This window comes from Halomonas maura (assembly GCF_030409305.1).
Taxonomy (GTDB): Bacteria; Pseudomonadota; Gammaproteobacteria; order Pseudomonadales; family Halomonadaceae; genus Halomonas; species Halomonas maura.
In genome coordinates, this window is sequence record NZ_JAUFPQ010000018.1 from 261,109 (window position 1) to 279,395 (window position 18,287).

At 69.2% G+C, this 18,287-nt stretch carries 21 protein-coding genes; 13 read left to right on the plus strand and 8 right to left on the minus strand.

Annotated elements, in window-relative coordinates; genetic code table 11:
- Nucleotides 1-76: 76 nt before the first annotated feature.
- The 4 genes from QWY76_RS13310 to QWY76_RS13325 form a co-directional block, all read right to left on the minus strand.
- Nucleotides 77-1,132, minus strand: coding sequence for a proline racemase family protein (locus QWY76_RS13310; RefSeq protein ID WP_290311757.1), 1,056 nt, complete (start codon nt 1,130-1,132; stop codon nt 77-79).
- On the minus strand, nt 1,129-2,304 hold the full coding sequence (locus QWY76_RS13315; protein WP_290311758.1) for a zinc-binding dehydrogenase: 1,176 nt from the start codon (nt 2,302-2,304) through the stop codon (nt 1,129-1,131). Before QWY76_RS13315 ends, QWY76_RS13310 begins: the two co-directional genes overlap by 4 nt.
- A gap of 199 nt (nt 2,305-2,503) precedes the next feature.
- Nucleotides 2,504-3,169 (minus strand): YoaK family protein, encoded by a 666-nt coding sequence (locus QWY76_RS13320; RefSeq protein ID WP_290311759.1) that lies wholly within the window; start codon nt 3,167-3,169, stop codon nt 2,504-2,506.
- Nucleotides 3,170-3,201: 32 nt separating this feature from the next.
- Nucleotides 3,202-4,182 carry a 2-hydroxyacid dehydrogenase gene (locus QWY76_RS13325; RefSeq protein ID WP_290311761.1) on the minus strand — a complete coding sequence of 327 codons (981 nt, stop codon included), beginning with the start codon at nt 4,180-4,182 and terminating at the stop codon, nt 3,202-3,204.
- Nucleotides 4,183-4,452: 270 nt separating this feature from the next.
- Between QWY76_RS13325 and QWY76_RS13330 the strand changes: the two genes are divergently transcribed.
- A complete protein-coding gene (locus tag QWY76_RS13330; RefSeq protein ID WP_290311762.1) occupies nt 4,453-5,082 on the plus strand; it encodes a hypothetical protein in 630 nt (209 codons plus the stop codon).
- Nucleotides 5,083-5,162: 80 nt separating this feature from the next.
- Here the strand turns inward: QWY76_RS13330 and QWY76_RS13335 are convergent, their stop codons facing one another.
- Nucleotides 5,163-5,753: a VOC family protein gene (locus QWY76_RS13335; protein WP_290311763.1), complete on the minus strand. Its 591-nt coding sequence runs from the start codon at nt 5,751-5,753 to the stop codon at nt 5,163-5,165.
- A 320-nt stretch (nt 5,754-6,073) separates the two neighbouring features.
- Here QWY76_RS13335 and QWY76_RS13340 point away from each other — a divergent pair, with 320 nt between their 5' ends.
- The 3 genes from QWY76_RS13340 to QWY76_RS13350 are packed head-to-tail and all read left to right on the plus strand — an operon-like array spanning nt 6,074 to nt 6,821.
- Nucleotides 6,074-6,268 (plus strand): hypothetical protein, encoded by a 195-nt coding sequence (locus QWY76_RS13340; protein ID WP_290311765.1) that lies wholly within the window; start codon nt 6,074-6,076, stop codon nt 6,266-6,268.
- Nucleotides 6,269-6,307: 39 nt separating this feature from the next.
- Nucleotides 6,308-6,598 (plus strand): hypothetical protein, encoded by a 291-nt coding sequence (locus QWY76_RS13345; RefSeq protein ID WP_290311766.1) that lies wholly within the window; start codon nt 6,308-6,310, stop codon nt 6,596-6,598.
- A 37-nt stretch (nt 6,599-6,635) separates the two neighbouring features.
- Nucleotides 6,636-6,821, plus strand: coding sequence for a hypothetical protein (locus QWY76_RS13350; RefSeq protein WP_290311767.1), 186 nt, complete (start codon nt 6,636-6,638; stop codon nt 6,819-6,821).
- Nucleotides 6,822-6,898: 77 nt separating this feature from the next.
- Here the strand turns inward: QWY76_RS13350 and QWY76_RS13355 are convergent, their stop codons facing one another.
- On the minus strand, nt 6,899-8,005 hold the full coding sequence (locus tag QWY76_RS13355; RefSeq protein ID WP_290311768.1) for an aminotransferase class I/II-fold pyridoxal phosphate-dependent enzyme: 1,107 nt from the start codon (nt 8,003-8,005) through the stop codon (nt 6,899-6,901).
- Nucleotides 8,006-8,207: 202 nt separating this feature from the next.
- Here QWY76_RS13355 and QWY76_RS13360 point away from each other — a divergent pair, with 202 nt between their 5' ends.
- The 9 genes from QWY76_RS13360 to QWY76_RS13400 all read left to right on the plus strand — a co-directional run bounded on the left by QWY76_RS13360 (nt 8,208) and on the right by QWY76_RS13400 (nt 16,682).
- Nucleotides 8,208-8,984 (plus strand): AraC family transcriptional regulator, encoded by a 777-nt coding sequence (locus QWY76_RS13360; RefSeq protein ID WP_290311769.1) that lies wholly within the window; start codon nt 8,208-8,210, stop codon nt 8,982-8,984.
- 149 nt (nt 8,985-9,133) lie between these two features.
- Nucleotides 9,134-10,210, plus strand: a complete 1,077-nt coding sequence (locus tag QWY76_RS13365; protein ID WP_290311770.1) for a TRAP transporter substrate-binding protein — start codon at nt 9,134-9,136, stop codon at nt 10,208-10,210.
- A 92-nt stretch (nt 10,211-10,302) separates the two neighbouring features.
- Nucleotides 10,303-10,848, plus strand: a complete 546-nt coding sequence (locus QWY76_RS13370; RefSeq protein WP_290311771.1) for a TRAP transporter small permease — start codon at nt 10,303-10,305, stop codon at nt 10,846-10,848.
- Nucleotides 10,845-12,122 carry a TRAP transporter large permease gene (locus QWY76_RS13375; RefSeq protein WP_290311772.1) on the plus strand — a complete coding sequence of 426 codons (1,278 nt, stop codon included), beginning with the start codon at nt 10,845-10,847 and terminating at the stop codon, nt 12,120-12,122. Before QWY76_RS13370 ends, QWY76_RS13375 begins: the two co-directional genes overlap by 4 nt.
- A 25-nt stretch (nt 12,123-12,147) precedes the next feature.
- Complete coding sequence (locus tag QWY76_RS13380; protein ID WP_290311773.1) at nt 12,148-13,182, plus strand: histone deacetylase family protein; 1,035 nt, start codon at nt 12,148-12,150, stop codon at nt 13,180-13,182.
- A gap of 27 nt (nt 13,183-13,209) precedes the next feature.
- Nucleotides 13,210-13,566, plus strand: a complete 357-nt coding sequence (locus tag QWY76_RS13385) for a RidA family protein (protein ID WP_290311774.1) — start codon at nt 13,210-13,212, stop codon at nt 13,564-13,566.
- 1 nt (nt 13,567) lies between these two features.
- A complete protein-coding gene (gene lhpI / locus QWY76_RS13390) occupies nt 13,568-14,509 on the plus strand; it encodes a bifunctional Delta(1)-pyrroline-2-carboxylate/Delta(1)-piperideine-2-carboxylate reductase (protein ID WP_290311775.1) in 942 nt (313 codons plus the stop codon).
- Nucleotides 14,510-14,592: 83 nt separating this feature from the next.
- Nucleotides 14,593-15,717 (plus strand): class II histone deacetylase, encoded by a 1,125-nt coding sequence (locus QWY76_RS13395; RefSeq protein WP_290311810.1) that lies wholly within the window; start codon nt 14,593-14,595, stop codon nt 15,715-15,717.
- On the plus strand, nt 15,714-16,682 hold the full coding sequence (locus tag QWY76_RS13400) for a branched-chain amino acid transaminase (protein WP_290311776.1): 969 nt from the start codon (nt 15,714-15,716) through the stop codon (nt 16,680-16,682). Before QWY76_RS13395 ends, QWY76_RS13400 begins: the two co-directional genes overlap by 4 nt.
- 24 nt (nt 16,683-16,706) lie before the next feature.
- Here the strand turns inward: QWY76_RS13400 and QWY76_RS13405 are convergent, their stop codons facing one another.
- On the minus strand, nt 16,707-17,186 hold the full coding sequence (locus tag QWY76_RS13405) for a phosphate-starvation-inducible PsiE family protein (protein ID WP_290311777.1): 480 nt from the start codon (nt 17,184-17,186) through the stop codon (nt 16,707-16,709).
- Between the two features lie 272 nt (nt 17,187-17,458).
- Nucleotides 17,459-18,193 carry an RNA methyltransferase gene (locus QWY76_RS13410; protein ID WP_290311778.1) on the minus strand — a complete coding sequence of 245 codons (735 nt, stop codon included), beginning with the start codon at nt 18,191-18,193 and terminating at the stop codon, nt 17,459-17,461.
- Nucleotides 18,194-18,287 lie beyond the last annotated feature (94 nt).

The window sequence follows — 18,287 nt, forward strand, 5'->3', positions numbered from 1 at the left end:
GGCCCGAGGCGAATCGGCGCCGCCCGGCGGCGTCGCACGATGGCCCGGGCCGGCCGGGCCATCGAGGCGGCGAGGGTCAGTCGCCGGGGCCGCGATGGCCGTCGCTGAGGATATGGTGCAGGCCGCCGTCTTCCACCAGCGGGTCCTCGGGGTTGATGACGATATCGGAGTGGGCCAGCACATAGGCCTTGCCGGTGATGGTGTTCTCCACCACTTGGTGGGGGCCTTCCTGGCGGGTGCCGGTGAACTCGCCGATGAAGCCGGTCTCGCGCAGCGAGACGGTCTCGAGCTTGTCGCCGGGCTTGATGCTGCCCTCGTGGTTCATCAGTGCCAGGCGTGCCGAGGTGCCGGTGCCGGTGGTGCTGCGGCAGATCACCCCGGGATGCACGTAGGTGGTCGAGCGTGAGCGGTAGAAGTCGTCGGCCACCTGTTCCACCGGGCCCATGAAGTGCAGGAAGGGCAAGGGGCCCACGTCGCCCAGGGCGTAGTGGGAGAAGCCGCGCTCGGCCTGCAGCGCCTCGACGATCTTGTGCGCGCAGTCGGAAAGCGCCCGCTCCTCCTCGCGAATCAGGGTGAAGCCCAGCTGGGCGGCGTCCACCAGGGCATAGAAGCCGCCGCTGTAGGCGACGCTGTAGGTGACGTCGCCGATGGTGGGCACATGGATGCTGGCCCGGTAGGTGTCGATGTAGCTGGGCAGCCCCTCGCAGGTGATGGCCTCGACCACGCCGTCGACCACCTTGGCCTCGATGTGCACCTGGCCCGCCGGTGATTCCAGGATGAAGCGCTGCCGTCCCTCCTGCTTGGGCACCAGGCCGGCCTCCAGCACCGCCGTGGCGGTGCAGATGGTGTTGGAGCCGGAATAGATGGGGTAGCCCATCACCTCCATGATGATGTAGCCGACTTCGGCCTCGGGGTTGGTGGCCGGCACGATCAGGTCCACCGACATCTCGGGAATGCCGTAGGGCTCGTCGAGCAGCAGCCGGCGCAGGCCGTCGGCGTCGTCGCGCAGGTAGTGCATCTGGTCGCGTACCGTGGCGCCGGGCAGCGGGTCGATGCCGCCGAGCACGATGCGGCTGACGTCGCCGCCGGCATGGGTGTCCATCAGCCGGATCGTCAGTTCTTCCTTGCTCATTTCGTCCCCTCGAGCGCAAAGGGTGCGCCGTGTTCCTGCCACTGGGCATCCGGGACAAGCACGATCTTGCCCAGGTAGTTGCTGCCGCGATTGACGAAGTAACGCTCGGCCTCGTGCAGCTCGGAGAGCTTGAAGGCCGCGTGCAGCACCGGCTTGAGCCGGCCGTCGCGAATCCAGTGGACCAGCTGCTCGGCCTCTTCCCGGGTGCCGTGGGAGACGCCAAAGATCTGCACCTGGTAGAGGTAGATGCGGGTCCACATGATCTCGCTGAGGTTGCCGCCGCTGGCGCCGGCGATCGACAGCCGCGGGTAGCTGTGGCGGCTGTTCATGTCGAAGATCATGGTGTCGATGAAGCGGTCGGTCATCTCGCCGCCGACCAGGTCCATCACCGCGTCGATGGGCGCGCCACCGGTAACGGCCTTGACCTGCTCGGTGAAGTCCGTCATGTCGTTGCGGTCGAGTACCGCCTCGGCGCCCAGCGCGAGCAGGGCGTCGGCCTTGTCCGGCTGGCTGAGCGCATAGGGCACCGCCCCGACGATGCGGCATAGCTGGATCAGCGCCGTCCCCACGCCGCCGCTGGCGCCGGTGACGAGGATACGTTCTCCCGACTTCACGCCAGCAGCCGTCATCATATGATAGGCGGTCTGGTAGGAGCACATGCCCATGGCCGCCAGCTCGGCATCGGCCAGGTCGGGATTGGCCACGCTGTGGAACTGGTCCGACGGCACGGCGATGTACTCGGCATAGCCGCCATCGGCGCCATGGCCGTAGTAGTCCGGCGTCAGGTTGATGTCGCGGCGCTCATCCGCGTAGAGGTTGAAGTCGAGCAGGCCGCGGTCGCCGATCCGCGAGCTCGCGACACCCTCGCCCACGGCCACCACGCGGCCGACCACGTCGGCGCCCTGGATGCGCGGGAAGGTCAGCGTCGGCGACCCGCCCATGGCGAAGGAGGTCATCTCGCCCTTGTCCTTGGTCGGGTAGAGGCCCTCGCGCGCCTTGCGGTCGGTGTTGTTCTTCGCCGTGGCCGTGACCCTGACCAGCACCTCGCCGGCGGCGGGGCGCGGGGTGGGGACATGGGTGTCATGGACCAGCTTGTCCACGTCGCCATGGCCGGTCAGCAGCATGGCGGACATGGTGGCGGGAATTGTTTCCGGCAGGGACTCGGCGCCCATTGGCTACCTCCTGGCATTGGCGGTGGGTTCGAGCGCTGACGATACCAAACTCGCGGAGGCACACCATCGGTGTTTTTTTCCGATTTGGCCGCGGCTGGCTGGGGGTTTTTTCGGCATTCGACTCCCGCTGCCCGTGGCATCGTGTCGGGGCTTATCCGCAGGCAGACCGGGCCGGTGAGACACGGGCTCCCCGGGCCCGTCAGTCGCGGGTGCGGCGCCGGCTGTAGAGACGATAGCCGAGGGCCAGGCTGAAGCAGATACCGGCGGGAATCGTCAGCGCCAGGAAGTGGAGCCAGGCGAACAGGAGGGCCCCGAAGGCCCCGCCGCCCAGGAAGCCCGCGACGATGGTCAGGAACAGCGCGGCCCGGCGCCGATCGAAGGGGCGCCCCCGCAGGGCGTGGCCCAGGATGAGGCCGAGGTCGGTGATGATGCCGGTGAGGTGGGTGGTGCGGACCACCGCGCCGCTGTAGGTGGTGGCCAGGGCATTCTGCACGCCGCAGGCCATCGAGGCGATGTAATGGCCGAGGTAGGCGCCCCCCTCCAGGAAGTATGTCGCGGCGAGCAGCAGGGTGCCCTCGATGGCCAGCAGGGTCTCGTAGTGACGCCCCAGCTTCAGGGAGCTGCCCGGCAGCAGCAGGCCCGACAGGGCCGCCCCGAGCAGGAAGCTGACCAGGATCGCCGCCAGGTGAAAGGAGGTGGCCAGCTGGCCGAGGGAGAGTCCCGATCCCAGCAGGGTGGCCGTGCCGGAGAGGTGGGAGATCGCCTGGTGCTCGAAGCCCAGCAGGCCGACGGCATTGACGCATCCCGCCGTGAAGGCCAGCACGAAGGCGCCATATTCGACCCATCTTGGCAGCTTGGAGATCACGGGAATTCCTTACGCCTGGAACGGGGCGCCGCTCAGGCGGTCCGCCAGGCCGCCTCGTTGACCAGGCTGACGGGGCGCTGCCCCTTCAGCGCCAGGCGCAGGTTGTCCACGGCTCTCTGGGCCATGGCACTTCGCGTCTCGTGGGTCGCCGAGCCGATGTGGGGGAGGGCCACCACGTTGGTCATGTGGGGCAGCGGCGATTCGGGGGACAGCGGCTCATGCTCGAAGACATCGAGGCCTGCCGCATGGATCTGTCCGGTCTCCAGGGCGTTGATCAGCGCCGCCTCCTGGATCACCCTGCCGCGGGCGATGTTGACCAGGATGGCCGATGGCTTCATCAGGCCGAACTCCCGGGCGCCGATCATGTGATCGGTCTCGGCGGTCAGGGGCACCGTGACGCAGACGATGTCGGCGTCGCCCAGCAGGGCGTCGAGTTCGCGGCGTTCGGCGCCGAGTTCCGCCTCGAGTTCGGGCTTCGGTGAGGCATTGGAGTAGAGCACCTTCATGCCGAAGCCCAGGGCACCGCGTCGTGCGATCGCCGCGCCGATGCGACCGAAGCCCACCATGCCGAGCGTCTTGCCGTGGACGTCGCTGCCGAAGTGCTCCGGGCCGATGCTCTGCTGCCAGTCGCCGCGACGCACCAAGTCCGCCAGCTCCACGGCACGGCGGGCGGTGGCCATGATCAGCAGGAAGCCGGTGTCGGCGGTGGTCTCGGTGAGCACGTCCGGCGTGTTGCACAGCAGGATGCCGCGGCGGGTCAGTGCCTCGACGGGGTAGTTGTCGTAGCCCACCGAGATGGTGGCGATGGCCTCCAGCTTTGGCGCCATGTCCAGCAGCTCCGGGGTGATGGTCAGGTTCGAGCCGATCAGGCCATGGGCCTCGGGGAGGGCGGCCCGGAAGGCCGGATCCTCGGAGGAGGCCAGGCCGGTGAAGTCGCGAACCTCGAACTCCCTGGCGAGCTGGGCCAGTTGGTCATCGCTCAGGCGCCCATAGGCCAGGATGCATTTCTTCATGTGGCGGGTTCCTCGTGGTGGTGGATGCTCCACTGCATTATCATATGATGTATGACAAAGTCGAGTGCTTCATCGAGCCGAGGGGCGGTCGGCCACCCCCGACACAGGGCCTCGGACCGCCTGCGTGTCGTCTGCTAGGAGACAGGCTATCGGAAATGGACGGCTATCGCTGCACATCTCGGATGCCGTGAAGCACGGCCGGAAATGACGACGTGCGCTAACGGCGGCACCTGAAAGGGGCCGGGCATGGGAGGCACGGGGAGGGCGGTAATGCCGACACCGGAGCTGATCCTCGAGGGTCTGCACGCGATCGCCAATCGCTGGACCCTGCTGGCGATCGCCTGGCATGGCTACTTCGCGCTGCTGCTGCTGGCGCTTTGTGGCGCCCGGTGGCCGGCCCGACGCCATGTTGCCGGCCTGCTGGTCGTGCCCCTGCTCAGCGTCGGCGTCCTGGCCTGGCGGGAGGCCAATCCCTTCAATGGCGCGGTCTTCCTGGTCGGGGCGGTGGTCCTGGCCGCGTGCGCCTGGCGTCTGCCGCGGGACCCGGTGAGTCCTGGGCCGCCCTGGGCGCGGGTGGCCGGCCTGCTGGCCGTCGCCTTCGGCTGGGGCTATCCACATTTCCTGGAGACGGCCGCGCCCCTGGCCTATCTGTATGCGGCGCCCACCGGTCTGGTGCCCTGTCCGACCCTGGCGATCGTCATCGGCGTCACGCTGCTGCTGGACGGTCTCGGCTCCCGGCTGTGGTCCGGTGGGGTGAGCGGGCTGGGCCTGTTCTACGGCCTGTTCGGGGCGCTGTACCTCGAGGTCGCCCTCGACGGGGGGCTGGTGATCGCCTCGCTGCTGCAGATCGTGTGGATCGTGACCCGCGCCCATGCCGCCCCGACGGGGCGCGAGCGGTGAGGGCATGGTTCGATGCGGCCAGGTGGGAGAGCGGGGCGGCGGCACCGTCGGGTGCCGCCGGCAGGGAAGGGCCCTGCCACTCAGTGACGCGGGTCCCACAGACGCCCGCGATGCTCCTCCTCGTAGCCCATGGTGCCGTAGGGCACGCTGACCAGTTCGAGCTGCATGCCCCAGGGCGCCATGAAGTAGACCCAGCTCAGGCCTTCCATGGGCCCCTCGCTGAAGGTCTTGGGCTCACCGAGCACTTTCACGTCCTGCTCCTTCAGATAGGCCACGGCCCGGTCCATGTCGTCGACATAGAAGGCGATATGGTGGCCGCCGATATCGCTGTTGCGGGGTTGCTCGGTGCGCTGGTCCGGCGCGGTGTACTCGAAGATCTCCAGGTTGGTGCCATCCCCGCAGCGCACCAGGTGGGCGGCGGGGATGGAGGCCTCCGGGTGGACGTCCAGGTTCCCCGCCATCCAGTCGTCCTCGAAGGGGCCGAAGGGCCCGATCGTGAAGAAGGCCCGGCAGCCGATCACCTCGACGAAGAAGTCCACGGCGGCCTGACGGTCCGGGACGGTGAAGCCGAAGTGCTGGGGGCCGCGCATGCCGGGCAGCTCGGCGAGGGCGGCCGGACTGGTGGCCGTGAACAGCAGGGCGGCGAGGGTACGCTTGGCGAGTGGCGCCATGGTGTGTCTCCTGTGTTGTTGTCGAGGGTGATCCGCGTCACCGTCCAGGAGATGGCAATCACCGTGCCAGCCATGCGCGAGGCTTTCTTATGGTGACAACTAGCTGTTCTGTAAGGAAGAATCGATCGGCTTACGCGCTGCAGGGACACTGCCCGGGGCGGCGTCGTTACACATGACATGTGACAGGTGTCGCAGGTTGTTACCCAAGGGTGTCGGAATGTGTCGTATTGTGGAGACGGCGGTGTCGCCGCCGTGCCACATGGGGCGACGGGCATCGGTTCGCTAGAATGGCGATCAACCATCCTCTATCTGGAGTTCTTATGAGTTGTCGAACCCTGCTGCTCTCGACTCTGCTGATCGCCGCCACCTTCCTGGCGGGCTGCAGCTACACGCCGGCGAGGATCAGCTCCGAACCGTTGATCGATTTCGGCGACGGTCACGACCATGACCATGACCGTCATCGCCACGGTGGTGGCTTCTGTCCCCCCGGTCAGGCGAAGAAGGGGCGTTGCTGATCCGGCAGGCCTGATCGTCAATGAACGAGGAGGGGCGTCATGAACATCTCCAGAGGCGTAGGGCCCACCATGCTGCTGGCGGCCGCCCTGACCCTGGCGGGCTGCAGCTATACCCCGGCGCGGGTCGTGAGCGAGCCGTTGATCGAGATCGATGGCTACCATGGTGGGCATCATCGCCGCCATGATCACCATGATGACGATTACTGGGAACACTACGGCCATGACCACGACCGTCACTACGATCGGCGCTACCGCGATCGGGACCACTACCGCGACCGGCACCGTTCCCGCTTCTGTCCGCCCGGCCAGGCCAAGCATGGGCGTTGCTGAGGGGGCCCAGCGGGATGAGCGGACAGGCGCCGGCACGGTGACGGCGTCCGGAAAGTGGCGGCCGGGGGCACTGGTCGTCGTCATGGGGCTGGTCCTGGCGGGTTGCAGCTACGCGCCGGCGCATGTCCGGCCCGAGCCGTTGATCGAGATCGACGGCCATCAGGGTGGCCACTCCCGACACCGCGGGCAGAACGACCAGGGGGAGAACGACAACGCCCAGTGACCCGGCGTTGCCCCGACACGGCCCCGATTCCACCTCCGCTTCCCGATGCTCCGCCCCGCGGCCAACCCCACCCGGCCCTAGGGAGCCTGCAGGGCCGCTTCCAGTTCCTTCAGCCGGCCCGGCACCAGGGCGTCCTCCACCGCGGTGATGCGCAGCACGTGGCCCAACGACGGATGGGCGGGGCGGGCGATCAGCTTGCCTTGCTGCAGCATGTCGGCATGCACGCGCCTGGCCAGGTCCGCACTGGCCAGGCGAATGCCGATGAAGTTGGTGGCACTCGGCAGCACATCGGCGCCGAGCTCGCGGAAATGCCCGGCCAGCCGCTCCCGGCGGGCGATGACGTCGCGGATGTGCCCGTCGATCTCCTCGGGATGATCCAGCACCACCTCGGCGGCCGCGAGGCTGAGGGTAGAGACGGCGTAATGGATCCGCACCTTCATCATCATGGCCAGGGTGTCGGGCTCGGCGATCGCATAACCGACCCGCAGCCCCGCGAGTCCCAGTGCCTTGGACAGCGTGCGGCAACGGATCACCCCGGGCAGGGCCCGGGTGAAGCCCGGGGCCGCGGCGTCGTCGCGGAAGTCATGGTAGGCCTCGTCCAGCAGCAGCCAGCAGTCCTCGGGCAGTTCCGCGCGCAATCGTGCGACGCTGGCCTCGTCGTGGACATGGCCGGTGGGGTTGTCCGGGTTGGCCAGGTACACCAGGCGTGCGTCCTGCTGGTGGGCGGCGCGTACCAGGGCGTCGATGTCCGGGGCGAGCCGCTCGGCGTCCTCCCGGTAGTCGACCTCCACCAGGCGACAGCCCTGGCCCCTGGCGAAATAGCCGAAGGTGGGGTAGGTGCCGGCGGAGCTGACCACGGTGGTGCCGGTCGGGGCGACGGTGCGCAGGGCCAGCGCCAACAGGCTGTCGCAGCCGGCGTCCACCAGCAGGGTGTCCACCGCGAAGCCGTGGCGGCTGGCCAGGCGCTCGCGCACGCCCAGGGCCTCGGCGTCGCCATAGCAATAGACGTGCTCCGTCATGGCGTCGCCGAAGTGCTCGCGCAGGGCGGCATGAGGCATGTCGAGCCCCTCGTTGGAGCCCAGGCGGTGGGCGATCTCGTGTCCCAGGCGCCGCTGCAGCACCCAGAGGCCGGGAAAGGGGTTGTCGGGGCCGGGCGAGGTGAGGTGATCCGGAAAACGCGGCATGAATGTCTCTCTCCAGGCGAGGGTGGGTGGGGCTCACCCGAAGGCTACAGGTAGAGCCGCCGGGTCGGCCAGTCGGGTGCGCGGGATGTCCGGGCCCGGCAAGGCGCCTGGTGCAACGCTCCTTCGCCTCGCCGGTTTGCTTTCTTCACCGGCTCGGCCCATGGTGTGAAGGCGTCTTTTTCGCTTGCCATGGCAGGGTTGCATGCCCACTCTCGACCTGCGCGCCACCACCCTCGCACGCGAGCACGTGGCCCATGCCCACGACCACCATCAGTTGATCCTGGCCACCAGCGGGGCCACCGAGCTGTCCATCGAGGGCCACGGCGAACGCATCACCGGCAGTCGTGGCTGCCTGATTCCCTGCGCTCGCCATCACGAGTACCAGGGCGACGGTCGCAACCGCACCTTCGTCCTCGATATTCCCGCCGCGACCCTGCCCACCTTGCGCGACGGCGGCGAGATCCAGCGGCTCTTCGAGGGTCCGCGGTTCTTCGGCGTGCCGGCCCGCCTCAATCGCCTGGCCGACAGCCTGATGCAGCAACTCGAGCTGTGCCCGGCCCTGCACAACGAGATCGCTGCCCTGTTGCTGCGCGCCCTCTACCTGCACCTGCAGTCCCGTCCGTTGGACGCGACGGGCCTCGCCGGCCCGACCGGCCTCGATGGGCGGCTCGACATGTCGCGCCTGGATGCCTGGATCGACCGCCACCTGGCCGACGAGATTCGTGTCGACCGCCTGGCCGCGCTGTGCGCCCTGAGTGTCGGCCACTTCCATGCCCGCTTCCGCGAGCGCACCGGCATGACGCCGCTGGCCTATGTCCAGCGGCGCCGCCTCGAGCACGCCCGCACCCTGGTCAACCACAGTGGCCTGAGCCTAGGGCATATCGCCTCGCTGGTCGGCTTCCGCGACCAGGGCAGCTTCTCCCGGGCCTACCGGCGCCAGTTCGCCATCGCCCCCTCCCGGGAACGCCGCCGGGACTGATCCCGCCATGAGTCTGGGGCAAGGGCCCCGCAGTCCCGGGCAAGCAGCACCCGTCCAGGCATCCTACCTTGAGGTTCAGTACCTTGCGTCGCCGGCGGCCCTTCGGGCGCCGGCGGCCGGTCGATAATAACCACAACGAGGTCGAACCCATGACTGCCACATCGCTTCCCCGCCTGGCGGCATTGGCCGCGCTGCCGCTGGCCATCGCCAGCACCCAGGTGCAGGCCCAGTCCTACGAGATGGCCATCGCCACCCTGATCCCCGAGAACCTGACCAACAACAGCATCTATCCCGCCCTGGTGCACTTCAAGGAGCAGGTGGAGTCCCGCACCGAGGGCGACCTCGCCGTGACCATCTTCGGCGGCGGCCAGATGGGCTCCGAGGTGGAAACCGGCTCCCAGGTGCAGGCCGGCGGTCGGGCGCTGCAGTCGAGCATCCTGACCTCCGGGGCCATGTCGTCCTTCTACTCGGACTACCAGGTCGTCACCGCGCCCTTCCTGTTCGACAACTGGCGCCAGGCCTGGGCCTTCTTCGACGGCGAGTGGTTCGCGGACTTCATGTCCGGCACCGTCGAGGCCGCCGACATGCGCTACCTGGGCACCTTCGACGACGGCGGCGGCTTCGTGGCCTTCACCAACAACGAGCGCCCGATCAAGACCGTCGATGACCTCGAGGGCCTGAACATCCGCACCGAGGAGAACCCGGCCCACGTGGCCACCATGAAGGCCCTGGGGGCCTCGGCCACGCCGCTGCCCTGGGGCGAGCTGATCACCGCCCTGGAGACCGGCCTCGCCGATGGCCAGTTCAACGCCCCGGTGATCAACACCACCTACGGCCTCGACGAGGTGACCGACTACACCACCCTGACCGGGCACGTCTACAACAGCGCCTCCTGGATGGTGAGCGAGGCCTGGTACCAGGAACTGCCCGAGGACTACCAGCGGATCGTCACCACGGCGGCCCGCGAGGCGGTGCAACTGAGTCACGGCGCCTCGGCGATGCTGGCCACCGCCAGCTGGCAGAAGTCCTGCGAGCTGTTCGAGGAGTGCTACATCATGCCGACCGACGAGCGCCAGCGCATGGCCGAGATCGCCCGGCCGGCCTGGAAGACCTGGATCGTCGAGGACTTCGGGGCCGACGCCCAGCTGGTCGAGGACCTGCTCGCCGAGGTGCAGTCGCTGCGCGAGACGCTGCCCCAGCAAACCTACCAGCGCTACGGCCAGTGAGCCCGCGCTCCGTCCCGGTGGCCGGGGCCGCCCGTGGGCGGCTCCGGCGCCGCGCCTCACCGTTCGCCTGACGCCTTGCCCGGATACCGCCCATGCGCCTACTGACTCCGGCCCGCCGCCTCAGTGATGTCGTCAACCAGGTCGCCATCGTGTTCTGCGTGGCCTGCATCCTCGGCATGCTGGCGATCTCCTTCACGGGCTTTCTCTACACCCTGTTCACCGGCGATGCGCTGAGCTGGACCTACTCCCTGGCCCGGCTCTTCCTGCCGTGGATCGGGCTGCTGTCCTCCACCATCGCCCTGCATTCCGGCGAGCACGTGGCCATGACCCTGCTGGTGCGGCTGCTGCCCGAGTCCCTGGTCAAGCTGTGCGCCGGCCTCACCCTGGTGGTCATGGCCGGCTTCGCCCTGCTGATCATCTGGTACGGCTGGGACTTCTTCCAGAACGCCACCCAGGTCTACATGGTGTCCGACAACATCCAGATCTCGCGCAAGTGGACGGCGGCCGCCGTGCCCCTCTCCGGCGTGATCTTCCTGCTGCACCTGGTCCACGGCTTCAGCCTGCTGGAGCACTTCACCGACGAGTCGGCGTTGATCGAGGAGGTGCTGGGCAGCCACGAGGAGGAATCCCGCTCATGACCCCCGCCATCGTCGCCTTCGTCGTCGTGTTGCTGATCGGGGCCCCCGTGGCCGTGGTCATGGCCATCTCCGGGGTCGCCGGCGTCTACTCGCTGGGCGGCGAGCGCCTGGTCGGCATCATCGCCGACCGCATGTTCTCCGGGGTCTCCGGCTACATGCTGATCGCCGTGCCGTACTTCATCTTCACCGCCGAGCTGATGAACCAGGGCGGCCTGACCCAGAAGCTCATCGCCTTCAACAATGCGCTGTTCGGGCGCATCCGCGGGGCCCTGTCCCACGTCAACGTGACGGTGTCGCTGTTCTTCGCCGGGCTGACCGGCGCGGCCATCACCGACACCGTGGCGATCGGCAAGATCATGATCCCCGAGATGAAGAAGCAGGGCTACGATGCCGAGTACGCGGCGGCCATCACCGCCTGCTCGTCGATCATCGGGCCGATCATCCCGCCGAGCGTGGTGATGGTGGTCTACGCCACCCTGCTGCGCGACATCTCGGTGATCGACCTCTTCGCCGGGGGGATCCTCCCCGGGGTGCTGATGACCCTGGCGCTGCTGCTGACCAGCATCGTGCTGGCCTGGCTGCGCGGCTATCCCAAGCAGGGCGGCACGCCGATCCGCGTGGCGATCCTCGCCTTCCTCTCGGCGCTGCCGGCCATGCTGGTCCCGCTGATCATCCTCGGCGGCATCCTCTCGGGGATGACCACCATCACCGAGGCCTCCGGCTTCGCCGCGGTCTATGCCATCTTCATCGGCATGGTGTTCTACCGGAACCTGACGCCGCACCGGATCTGGCTGGCCCTGGTCACCACCGTGAAGTTCTCCGGCGTGGTGTTCTTCCTGCTGGCCACCTCGGCGGTGCTGGGCTGGTTCGTGACGCGCTCGGGGATCGCCCGGGAGGCGGCCGAGATGATCACCACGATCAGCGACGTGCCCTTCATCCAGATCATGCTGGTGTGCCTGCTGCTGATCGTGCTGGGGACCGTGATGGACGTGCTGCCCGCGCTGGTGGTGATCGGGCCGGTGGTGGTCCCGGCCATGGTCTCCCTGGGCTTCGACCCGCTGCACTTCGCCATCGTGATGATCGTGACCCTGAACATCGCCAACGTGACGCCGCCGGTGGGCATGACGCTGATGACGGCGGCGCGCATCGCCGAGGTGCCCTACGAGCGGGCCATCGTCGCCTCGCTGCCGTTCTACTGCGCCTTCATCGCGGTGGTGGTGATGCTGGCGGCGTTCCCCACGCTCTCCACCTGGATCCCCTCGCTGCTCGACTGAGGGTCCGCTGCAAGGATGACGCCGCATGAAACTCTTCTACCACCCCGACCAGGAACGCCACGCTCCGCCGACCTTCCTGCTGCGCGGCCGGCCGGCGCCGTCCCCGGAGGGACCGGTGCGCGCCGAACTGCTGACCCAGGGGCTCGCCGAGGCGGGACTCTCGCTGACCCCGCCCGGGGACTCCGACGGCGACGGCCTGCGCGAGCGGCTGGGGCGCATCCATACCCCTCGCTATCTGGCCTTCCTGGAGACCATCCATGCCCGCTGGATGGCGCTGCCGGAGGCCGCCGAGATCGTCGCCCCCAACGTCCATCCCTGCGGCGGGGGCCACCACTATCCCCGCCACCCGGTGGGCCAGGCCGGCTGGCACCTCCACGACATGGCCTGCCCGATCACCGCGGACAGCTTCGCCGGGATCCTGGCCAGTGCCGCCACCGCCCAGGCCGCCGCCGAGGCGGTGGCCGGTGGCGAGCACAGCGCCTATGCCCTGTGCCGGCCCCCCGGCCACCATGCGGGGCCGGACCGCGCCGGCGGCTTCTGCTATCTCAATAACGCGGCGCTGGCCGCCACGGTGCTGCGCGAGAGCTTTCCCCGGGTGGCGATCATCGACGTGGACCTGCACCACGGCAACGGCACCCAGGACATCTTCTACCAGAGCGGCGACGTCTGGACCGGCTCGCTGCATGCCGACCCCGGCGACTTCTACCCGTTCTTCTGGGGCGGGGCCGACGAGACCGGGGAGGGCGCTGGCGCGGGGGCCAATGTCAACCTGCCGCTGCCGCTGGGCAGCGACGGAGTGGCCTTCCTGTCCGCCCTCGAGACCCTGCTCGAGCGGCTGCGGGCCTTCGCCCCCCAGGCGGTGGTGGTGGCCCTCGGCCTGGATGCCCACAAGGACGACCCGCTGGCCGGCCTGTCCCTGGAGACCGCCGACTTCGCCGCCGTGGGACGGCTGCTGGACGCCTTGGATCTGCCCACGGTACTGGTCCAGGAAGGCGGCTATCCCACCGAGCATCTGAGCCACAACCTGGCCGCCTTCATGGCGGGCTTCACCGGTGCCTGAGCGCGCCCGACCGAGAGGGATCACCCCATGAGCCTGACCCATCACGACAGCAACGCCCGCATGAGCCAGATCGCCGTCCTCAACGGCACCGTCTACCTGGCCGGCCAGGTGCCCAGCGACGCCAGCGCCGGCATGCGCGGCCAGACCGAGCAGGTGCTGGCGCGCATCGACGAATTGCTGGCCAGGGCCGGGACCTCCAAGGAGCACCTGATCGCCGCGCAGGTCTGGGTGACCAGCATGGGCGAGTTCGCCGAGATGAACGCCGCCTGGGATGCCTGGGTGGTGCCCGGCCGCCCGCCGGTGCGCGCCGCCGTCGAGGCTCGGCTGGCCAAGCCCGAGTGGAAGGTCGAGATCATGGTCGTGGCCGCGCTGCCGGAGGCCTGAGATGCGTATCATCGACGCCGGGCAGGTGGCGGCGGCACTCGACTGGCAGGCGCTCGTCGAGCGGCTGGCCACCACCTTCCGCGAGGGGGTGGAGTCACCGCCCCGTCACCACCACGCCATGCATCGCCCCGACGGCGAGGCCACCCTGCTGCTGATGCCGGCCTGGGAGCGCGACGGCTACATCGGGGTGAAGATGGTCAACGTCTTTCCCCAGAACGCCGCCCACGGCCTGCCGGCGATCGCCGGGGTCTACCTGCTCAGCGAGGGCGACCATGGCCGGCCGCTGGCCTGCCTCGACGGCAGCGAGCTGACCCGGCGGCGCACCGCCGCGGCCTCGGCCCTGGCGGCCCGGGAGCTCGCCCGGGCGGATGCCGAGACCCTGCTGGTGGTGGGCACCGGCAAGCTGGCGCCCATGGTCATCGAGGCCCATGCCGCGGTGCGGCCCATCCGCCGCGTGCGGATCTGGGGCCGGCACCCCGAGAAGGCCGAGCGGCTGGCCGCGGACTATGCGGATCGCTTCGACACGGCGGCGGTGACCGACCTGGCGGCGGCAACGCCCGACGCCGACCTGATCAGCTGCGTGACCCTGTCCAGCGAGCCGCTGATCCGCGGCGACTGGCTGGCGCCGGGCACCCACCTCGACCTGATCGGCGCCTTCCGGCCGAGCATGCGCGAGACCGACGCCGAGTGCCTGCGCCGCGGCGAGGTGTTCGTCGATACCTATGCCGGGGCCAGGGGGGAGGCCGGCGACATCCTCCAGGCCATCGACGAGGGCGGCTTCGCCTTCGACGACATCCGCGGCGAGCTGGCCGAGCTGTTGCAGGGACAGCAACCCGGCCGCAGCGGCGAGGACGCCATCACGGTGTTCAAGTCGGTGGGCGCCTCGCTGGAGGACCTGGCGGCGGCGATCGAGGTGTGGGAGCGCCAGGAGGCAGGCGAATGAGTATCGCGTCGCCGGCCACCGGAGTGCCGGCCACCGGAGTGCCGGCCACCGGAGTGCCGGCCACCGGAATGCCGGCCACCGGAATGCCGGCCACCGGGTTCTTCTGGCACGAGCGCTGCTTCTGGCACGACCCCGGCGCCATCGGCGTGTTCGCCTCGCCGGGGGCGTTCCGCCAGCCCCAGCCCGCCTCGGAGAGTGCCGAGAGCAAGCGGCGGCTGAAGAACCTGCTCGAGGTCTCCGGGCTCATCGACGAGCTCGCCGTGCGCAAGGCGCCCCCGGCCGAGGATGCCGACCTGGCGCGCTTCCATACCGCGCGCTACCTCGAGGCCCTCGCCGTCGGAGACCGCGCCCACGGCGGCGACGCGGGTGACTGCGCCCCCTTCCAGCCGGGCAGCCTGGCCGCCGCCCGACAGTCGACCGGCCTGGCCATCGCCGCGGTGGAGGCGGTGGCCACCGGCGAGCTCGCCAATGCCTATGCCCTGTGCCGGCCGCCCGGCCACCATGCCGAGGCCGACCAGGGGCGCGGCTTCTGCCTGCTGGGCAATATCCCCGTGGCGGTGATGCGTGCCCGGGCGCTCGGCCAGGTGGGACGGGTGGCCATCCTCGACTGGGACGTCCACCACGGCAACGGCCAGCAGTCGGCCTTCTACGCCGATCCCGAGGTCTTCACCGTGTCGGTCCACCAGGCCGGCAACTATCCGCTGGACACCGGCACCTTCGCCGAGCAGGGCGAGGGGGCGGGGCAGGGCACCACCCTGAACCTGCCGCTGCCGCCGGGCTGCGGCCTCGGGGCCTATGCCCATGCCATGGCGACCCTGGTGCTGCCGGCCCTCGAGGCCTTCCGGCCGGAGATGATCGTCGTCGCCTGCGGCTATGATGCCTGCGCCAAGGACCCGCTGGGCAAGATGCTGCTCAACAGCCGGGCCTTCGGCGACATGACCCGCCAGCTCATGGCACTGGCCGAGCGCGTCTGCGCAGGCCGGCTGGTGATGGTCCACGAGGGCGGCTATTCGGAAGGCTATGTGCCCTTCTGTGGCCATGCGGTGATCCAGGCCCTCGCCGGCAGCGAGACCGCCGTACCCGACCCGCAGAACGACGAGATCGCCGCCTGGGGCTACCAGGCCCTGCAGCCCCACCAGCGTGCGCTGATCGACGACTGGCGCGAGCGCTGGTTCGACCACGCTTCCCCCGACGAGAGATGCCCATGACGCCCCTGTATGATCGTGACGGCTGGCTGTGGCAGGACGGCGACTGGCTGCCCTGGCGCGAGGCCAGGACCCACCTGCTGACCCACACCCTGCACTATGGCATGGGCTGCTTCGAGGGGGTGCGGGCCTACCGGGGCCCGCACGGCCCCCAGCTGTTCCGGGTCGCCGAGCATACCCGGCGCCTGCTGGATAGTGCGCATGCCCTGGATATACCGTTATCTTACGACGCCGAGACGCTGATCACGGCCCAGCGCCAGTGCCTGACGCGAAACGGCCTGGACAATGCCTACCTCAAGCCCACCGTCTACCTGGGCGCCGAGGGCCTCGGCCTGCGGGCCAGGGGGCTGACCAGCCACGTGATGATCGCCGCCTGGGACCTGGGCGACTATATCTCGCCCGAGGCGGCGGCGATCGGCCTGCGGGCGCTGACCTCGTCCTGGGCGCGGCACCACGTCAATATCAGCCTGTGCCGGGCCAAGACCAACGGCCACTACGTGAACGCCATGCTGGCGCTGAACACCGCGGTGAAGGCGGGCTTCGACGAGGCGCTGATGCTCGACCCGGAAGGCTATGTGGCCGAGGCCTCGGCGGCCAATGTCTTCCTGCTGCGCGACGGGGTCCTGCACACGCCGGAGATCACCTCCTGCCTGCAGGGCATCACCCGGGACAGCGTCATTCGCCTGGCCCGGGAGGTCATGGGCATCGAGGTGCAGGAGCGGCGCATCACCCGGGACGAGCTGTACATCGCCGACGAGGCCTTCGTCACCGGCACCGCGGCCGAGATCCTGCCCCTTCGCGAGCTGGACGGACGCCATATCGGCGCCCGGGCGGGGACGCCGCCCCCGGACCGGCCGATCGCCGGGGACTCGGTGACGGCACGCCTGCAGGGCCTCTATCGGCGGGTGACCCGCGGCGAGCTGGGCGACGACCTGGCGGCCTTCGGTGACTGGCTGACTCCGGCGTGACGACCCGCCGGGGCGCTGTCCGGACTAGTGCTTGCGGGCGACCAGCCAGTGGGTGACCCCCAGTGCCAGGACCACGGCGGCGATGGCGAAGACGTACTCGGCCGAGACGGTCTCGATGTCCAGGACGATGACTTTCCGGGCGATAGCCATCAGCGCGGTGGCGATCACCAGCTGGATCGGCAGCACATCGGTGCCGAGGTAGAGACGGATGTTGATGAAGATCTCGATGGCGATCAGCACCACCATGAAGGCCCCGAACAGGCGGAAGATATCGCCGACTTCCAGCAGCAGGAACGGCGGCGAGATGAGCTGCTGGTAGAGCACGTAGATGACGTCGAAGATCCCCCAGAGGATCACGAAGACCATCAGCACGGCCAGTACCTTGACGCCGACGCGAATGATGCGGTGCAGGACGCCGATCAGCGGGTCCTCGTGTTCCTTGGGGAGTTCGTCGTGGAACAGTTGCAGGCGTTTCGGCTTGGGTGCCTCGGTCTCCGGGGGCATGTCGTCTCTCCTGGTCGCCTCGAGGATCACTTTGCCACCCTCGGCCGTGCCCGCCAAGAAAAACGCCACGACGCGGGACGCCGTGGCGATATCTCCATCCTCCCTGGGCATCGTCCCGATGCCGCGATAGGCCTCCCTGGGGGGCGTCCTGCCCCCGTGCGTCCCTGGCAATGCGAGTGGCAGTGTCCGTTGCCGGCCCCGTCCTGGGCAGGCCCAGTATCGGCGGGGCGGATGACGGTGGCGTGACCGGGAGATGACGCTTCGGTGGCGGCTCAGGCGTCGTCCAGGCCGTCCTCCAGCGAACTCAGCAGGCCGCGCAGCAGCGAGAGCTCCTTGCGCGAGGGCCGGGCGCGGGCAAACAGCGCCTGGAGCTGCTCCTCGGTGCGGGCATGGGGCTGGGTGATGAAGCCGCTGGCCTGCATGACCCGGGAGAGGTGGTCATGGAAGTGGCCGAGCTGCTCCCGGGTAGGCTGACGGTCATGGGACGGGCGAGGCGCCCGGAAGTCGCTGCCGGGGCGCTGTCGCCAGGCCCGGAACACCTCGTAGGCCAGCACCTGCACGGCCTGGGAGAGGTTGAGGATGCCGTAGTCCGGGTTGGCGGGAATGCTCACCTGATGGCTGCAGTGGCGAATCTCGTCGTTGGTCAGGCCGAAGCGTTCGCGACCGAACACCAGGGCCACCGGGTCGTCGGCGGCATTGGCCATCAGGGCATCGGCCATCTCCGCGGGCTCGTCGAAGTGGGGCAGCGGCAGGCTGCGCAGGCGGGCGCTGGCGCCCACCACCTGCACGCAGTCGTCGACGGCCTCCGCCAGGCTGCCCACCACCCGGGCGTTGTCGACGACGTCCTCGGCGCCGGCGGCGAGCCGCGAGGCCTCGGGGTCGGGGAAGCAGCGGGGATTGACCAGCACCAGGTTCTCGAGGCCCATGGTCTTCATGGCGCGGGCCGAGGCACCGATATTGCCGGGGTGGTAGGTCTGGACGAGGACGATACGGATATTGGACAGCATGGCGAGCCAATCTGGGTCAGTGGAGAGCCGGTGGGGGAGTGTACCCAGCGAGGCGACGACGGGTAAGGCCCCGGGAAATGAAAAGGCCCCGCCG

Coding starts and splice junctions, on each gene's coding strand:
- QWY76_RS13310 (WP_290311757.1), bottom strand. CDS start 1,132: ATGAGCAAGGAAGAACTGACGATCCGGCTGATGGACACCCATGCCGGC.
- QWY76_RS13315 (WP_290311758.1), bottom strand. CDS start 2,304: ATGGGCGCCGAGTCCCTGCCGGAAACAATTCCCGCCACCATGTCCGCC.
- QWY76_RS13325 (WP_290311761.1), bottom strand. CDS start 4,182: ATGAAGAAATGCATCCTGGCCTATGGGCGCCTGAGCGATGACCAACTG.
- QWY76_RS13330 (WP_290311762.1), top strand. CDS start 4,453: ATGCCGACACCGGAGCTGATCCTCGAGGGTCTGCACGCGATCGCCAAT.
- QWY76_RS13335 (WP_290311763.1), bottom strand. CDS start 5,753: ATGGCGCCACTCGCCAAGCGTACCCTCGCCGCCCTGCTGTTCACGGCC.
- QWY76_RS13340 (WP_290311765.1), top strand. CDS start 6,074: ATGAGTTGTCGAACCCTGCTGCTCTCGACTCTGCTGATCGCCGCCACC.
- QWY76_RS13345 (WP_290311766.1), top strand. CDS start 6,308: ATGAACATCTCCAGAGGCGTAGGGCCCACCATGCTGCTGGCGGCCGCC.
- QWY76_RS13355 (WP_290311768.1), bottom strand. CDS start 8,005: ATGCCGCGTTTTCCGGATCACCTCACCTCGCCCGGCCCCGACAACCCC.
- QWY76_RS13360 (WP_290311769.1), top strand. CDS start 8,208: ATGCCCACTCTCGACCTGCGCGCCACCACCCTCGCACGCGAGCACGTG.
- QWY76_RS13365 (WP_290311770.1), top strand. CDS start 9,134: ATGACTGCCACATCGCTTCCCCGCCTGGCGGCATTGGCCGCGCTGCCG.
- QWY76_RS13370 (WP_290311771.1), top strand. CDS start 10,303: ATGCGCCTACTGACTCCGGCCCGCCGCCTCAGTGATGTCGTCAACCAG.
- QWY76_RS13375 (WP_290311772.1), top strand. CDS start 10,845: ATGACCCCCGCCATCGTCGCCTTCGTCGTCGTGTTGCTGATCGGGGCC.
- QWY76_RS13380 (WP_290311773.1), top strand. CDS start 12,148: ATGAAACTCTTCTACCACCCCGACCAGGAACGCCACGCTCCGCCGACC.
- QWY76_RS13385 (WP_290311774.1), top strand. CDS start 13,210: ATGAGCCTGACCCATCACGACAGCAACGCCCGCATGAGCCAGATCGCC.
- lhpI (WP_290311775.1), top strand. CDS start 13,568: ATGCGTATCATCGACGCCGGGCAGGTGGCGGCGGCACTCGACTGGCAG.
- QWY76_RS13395 (WP_290311810.1), top strand. CDS start 14,593: ATGCCGGCCACCGGGTTCTTCTGGCACGAGCGCTGCTTCTGGCACGAC.
- QWY76_RS13400 (WP_290311776.1), top strand. CDS start 15,714: ATGACGCCCCTGTATGATCGTGACGGCTGGCTGTGGCAGGACGGCGAC.
- QWY76_RS13405 (WP_290311777.1), bottom strand. CDS start 17,186: ATGCCCCCGGAGACCGAGGCACCCAAGCCGAAACGCCTGCAACTGTTC.
- QWY76_RS13410 (WP_290311778.1), bottom strand. CDS start 18,193: ATGCTGTCCAATATCCGTATCGTCCTCGTCCAGACCTACCACCCCGGC.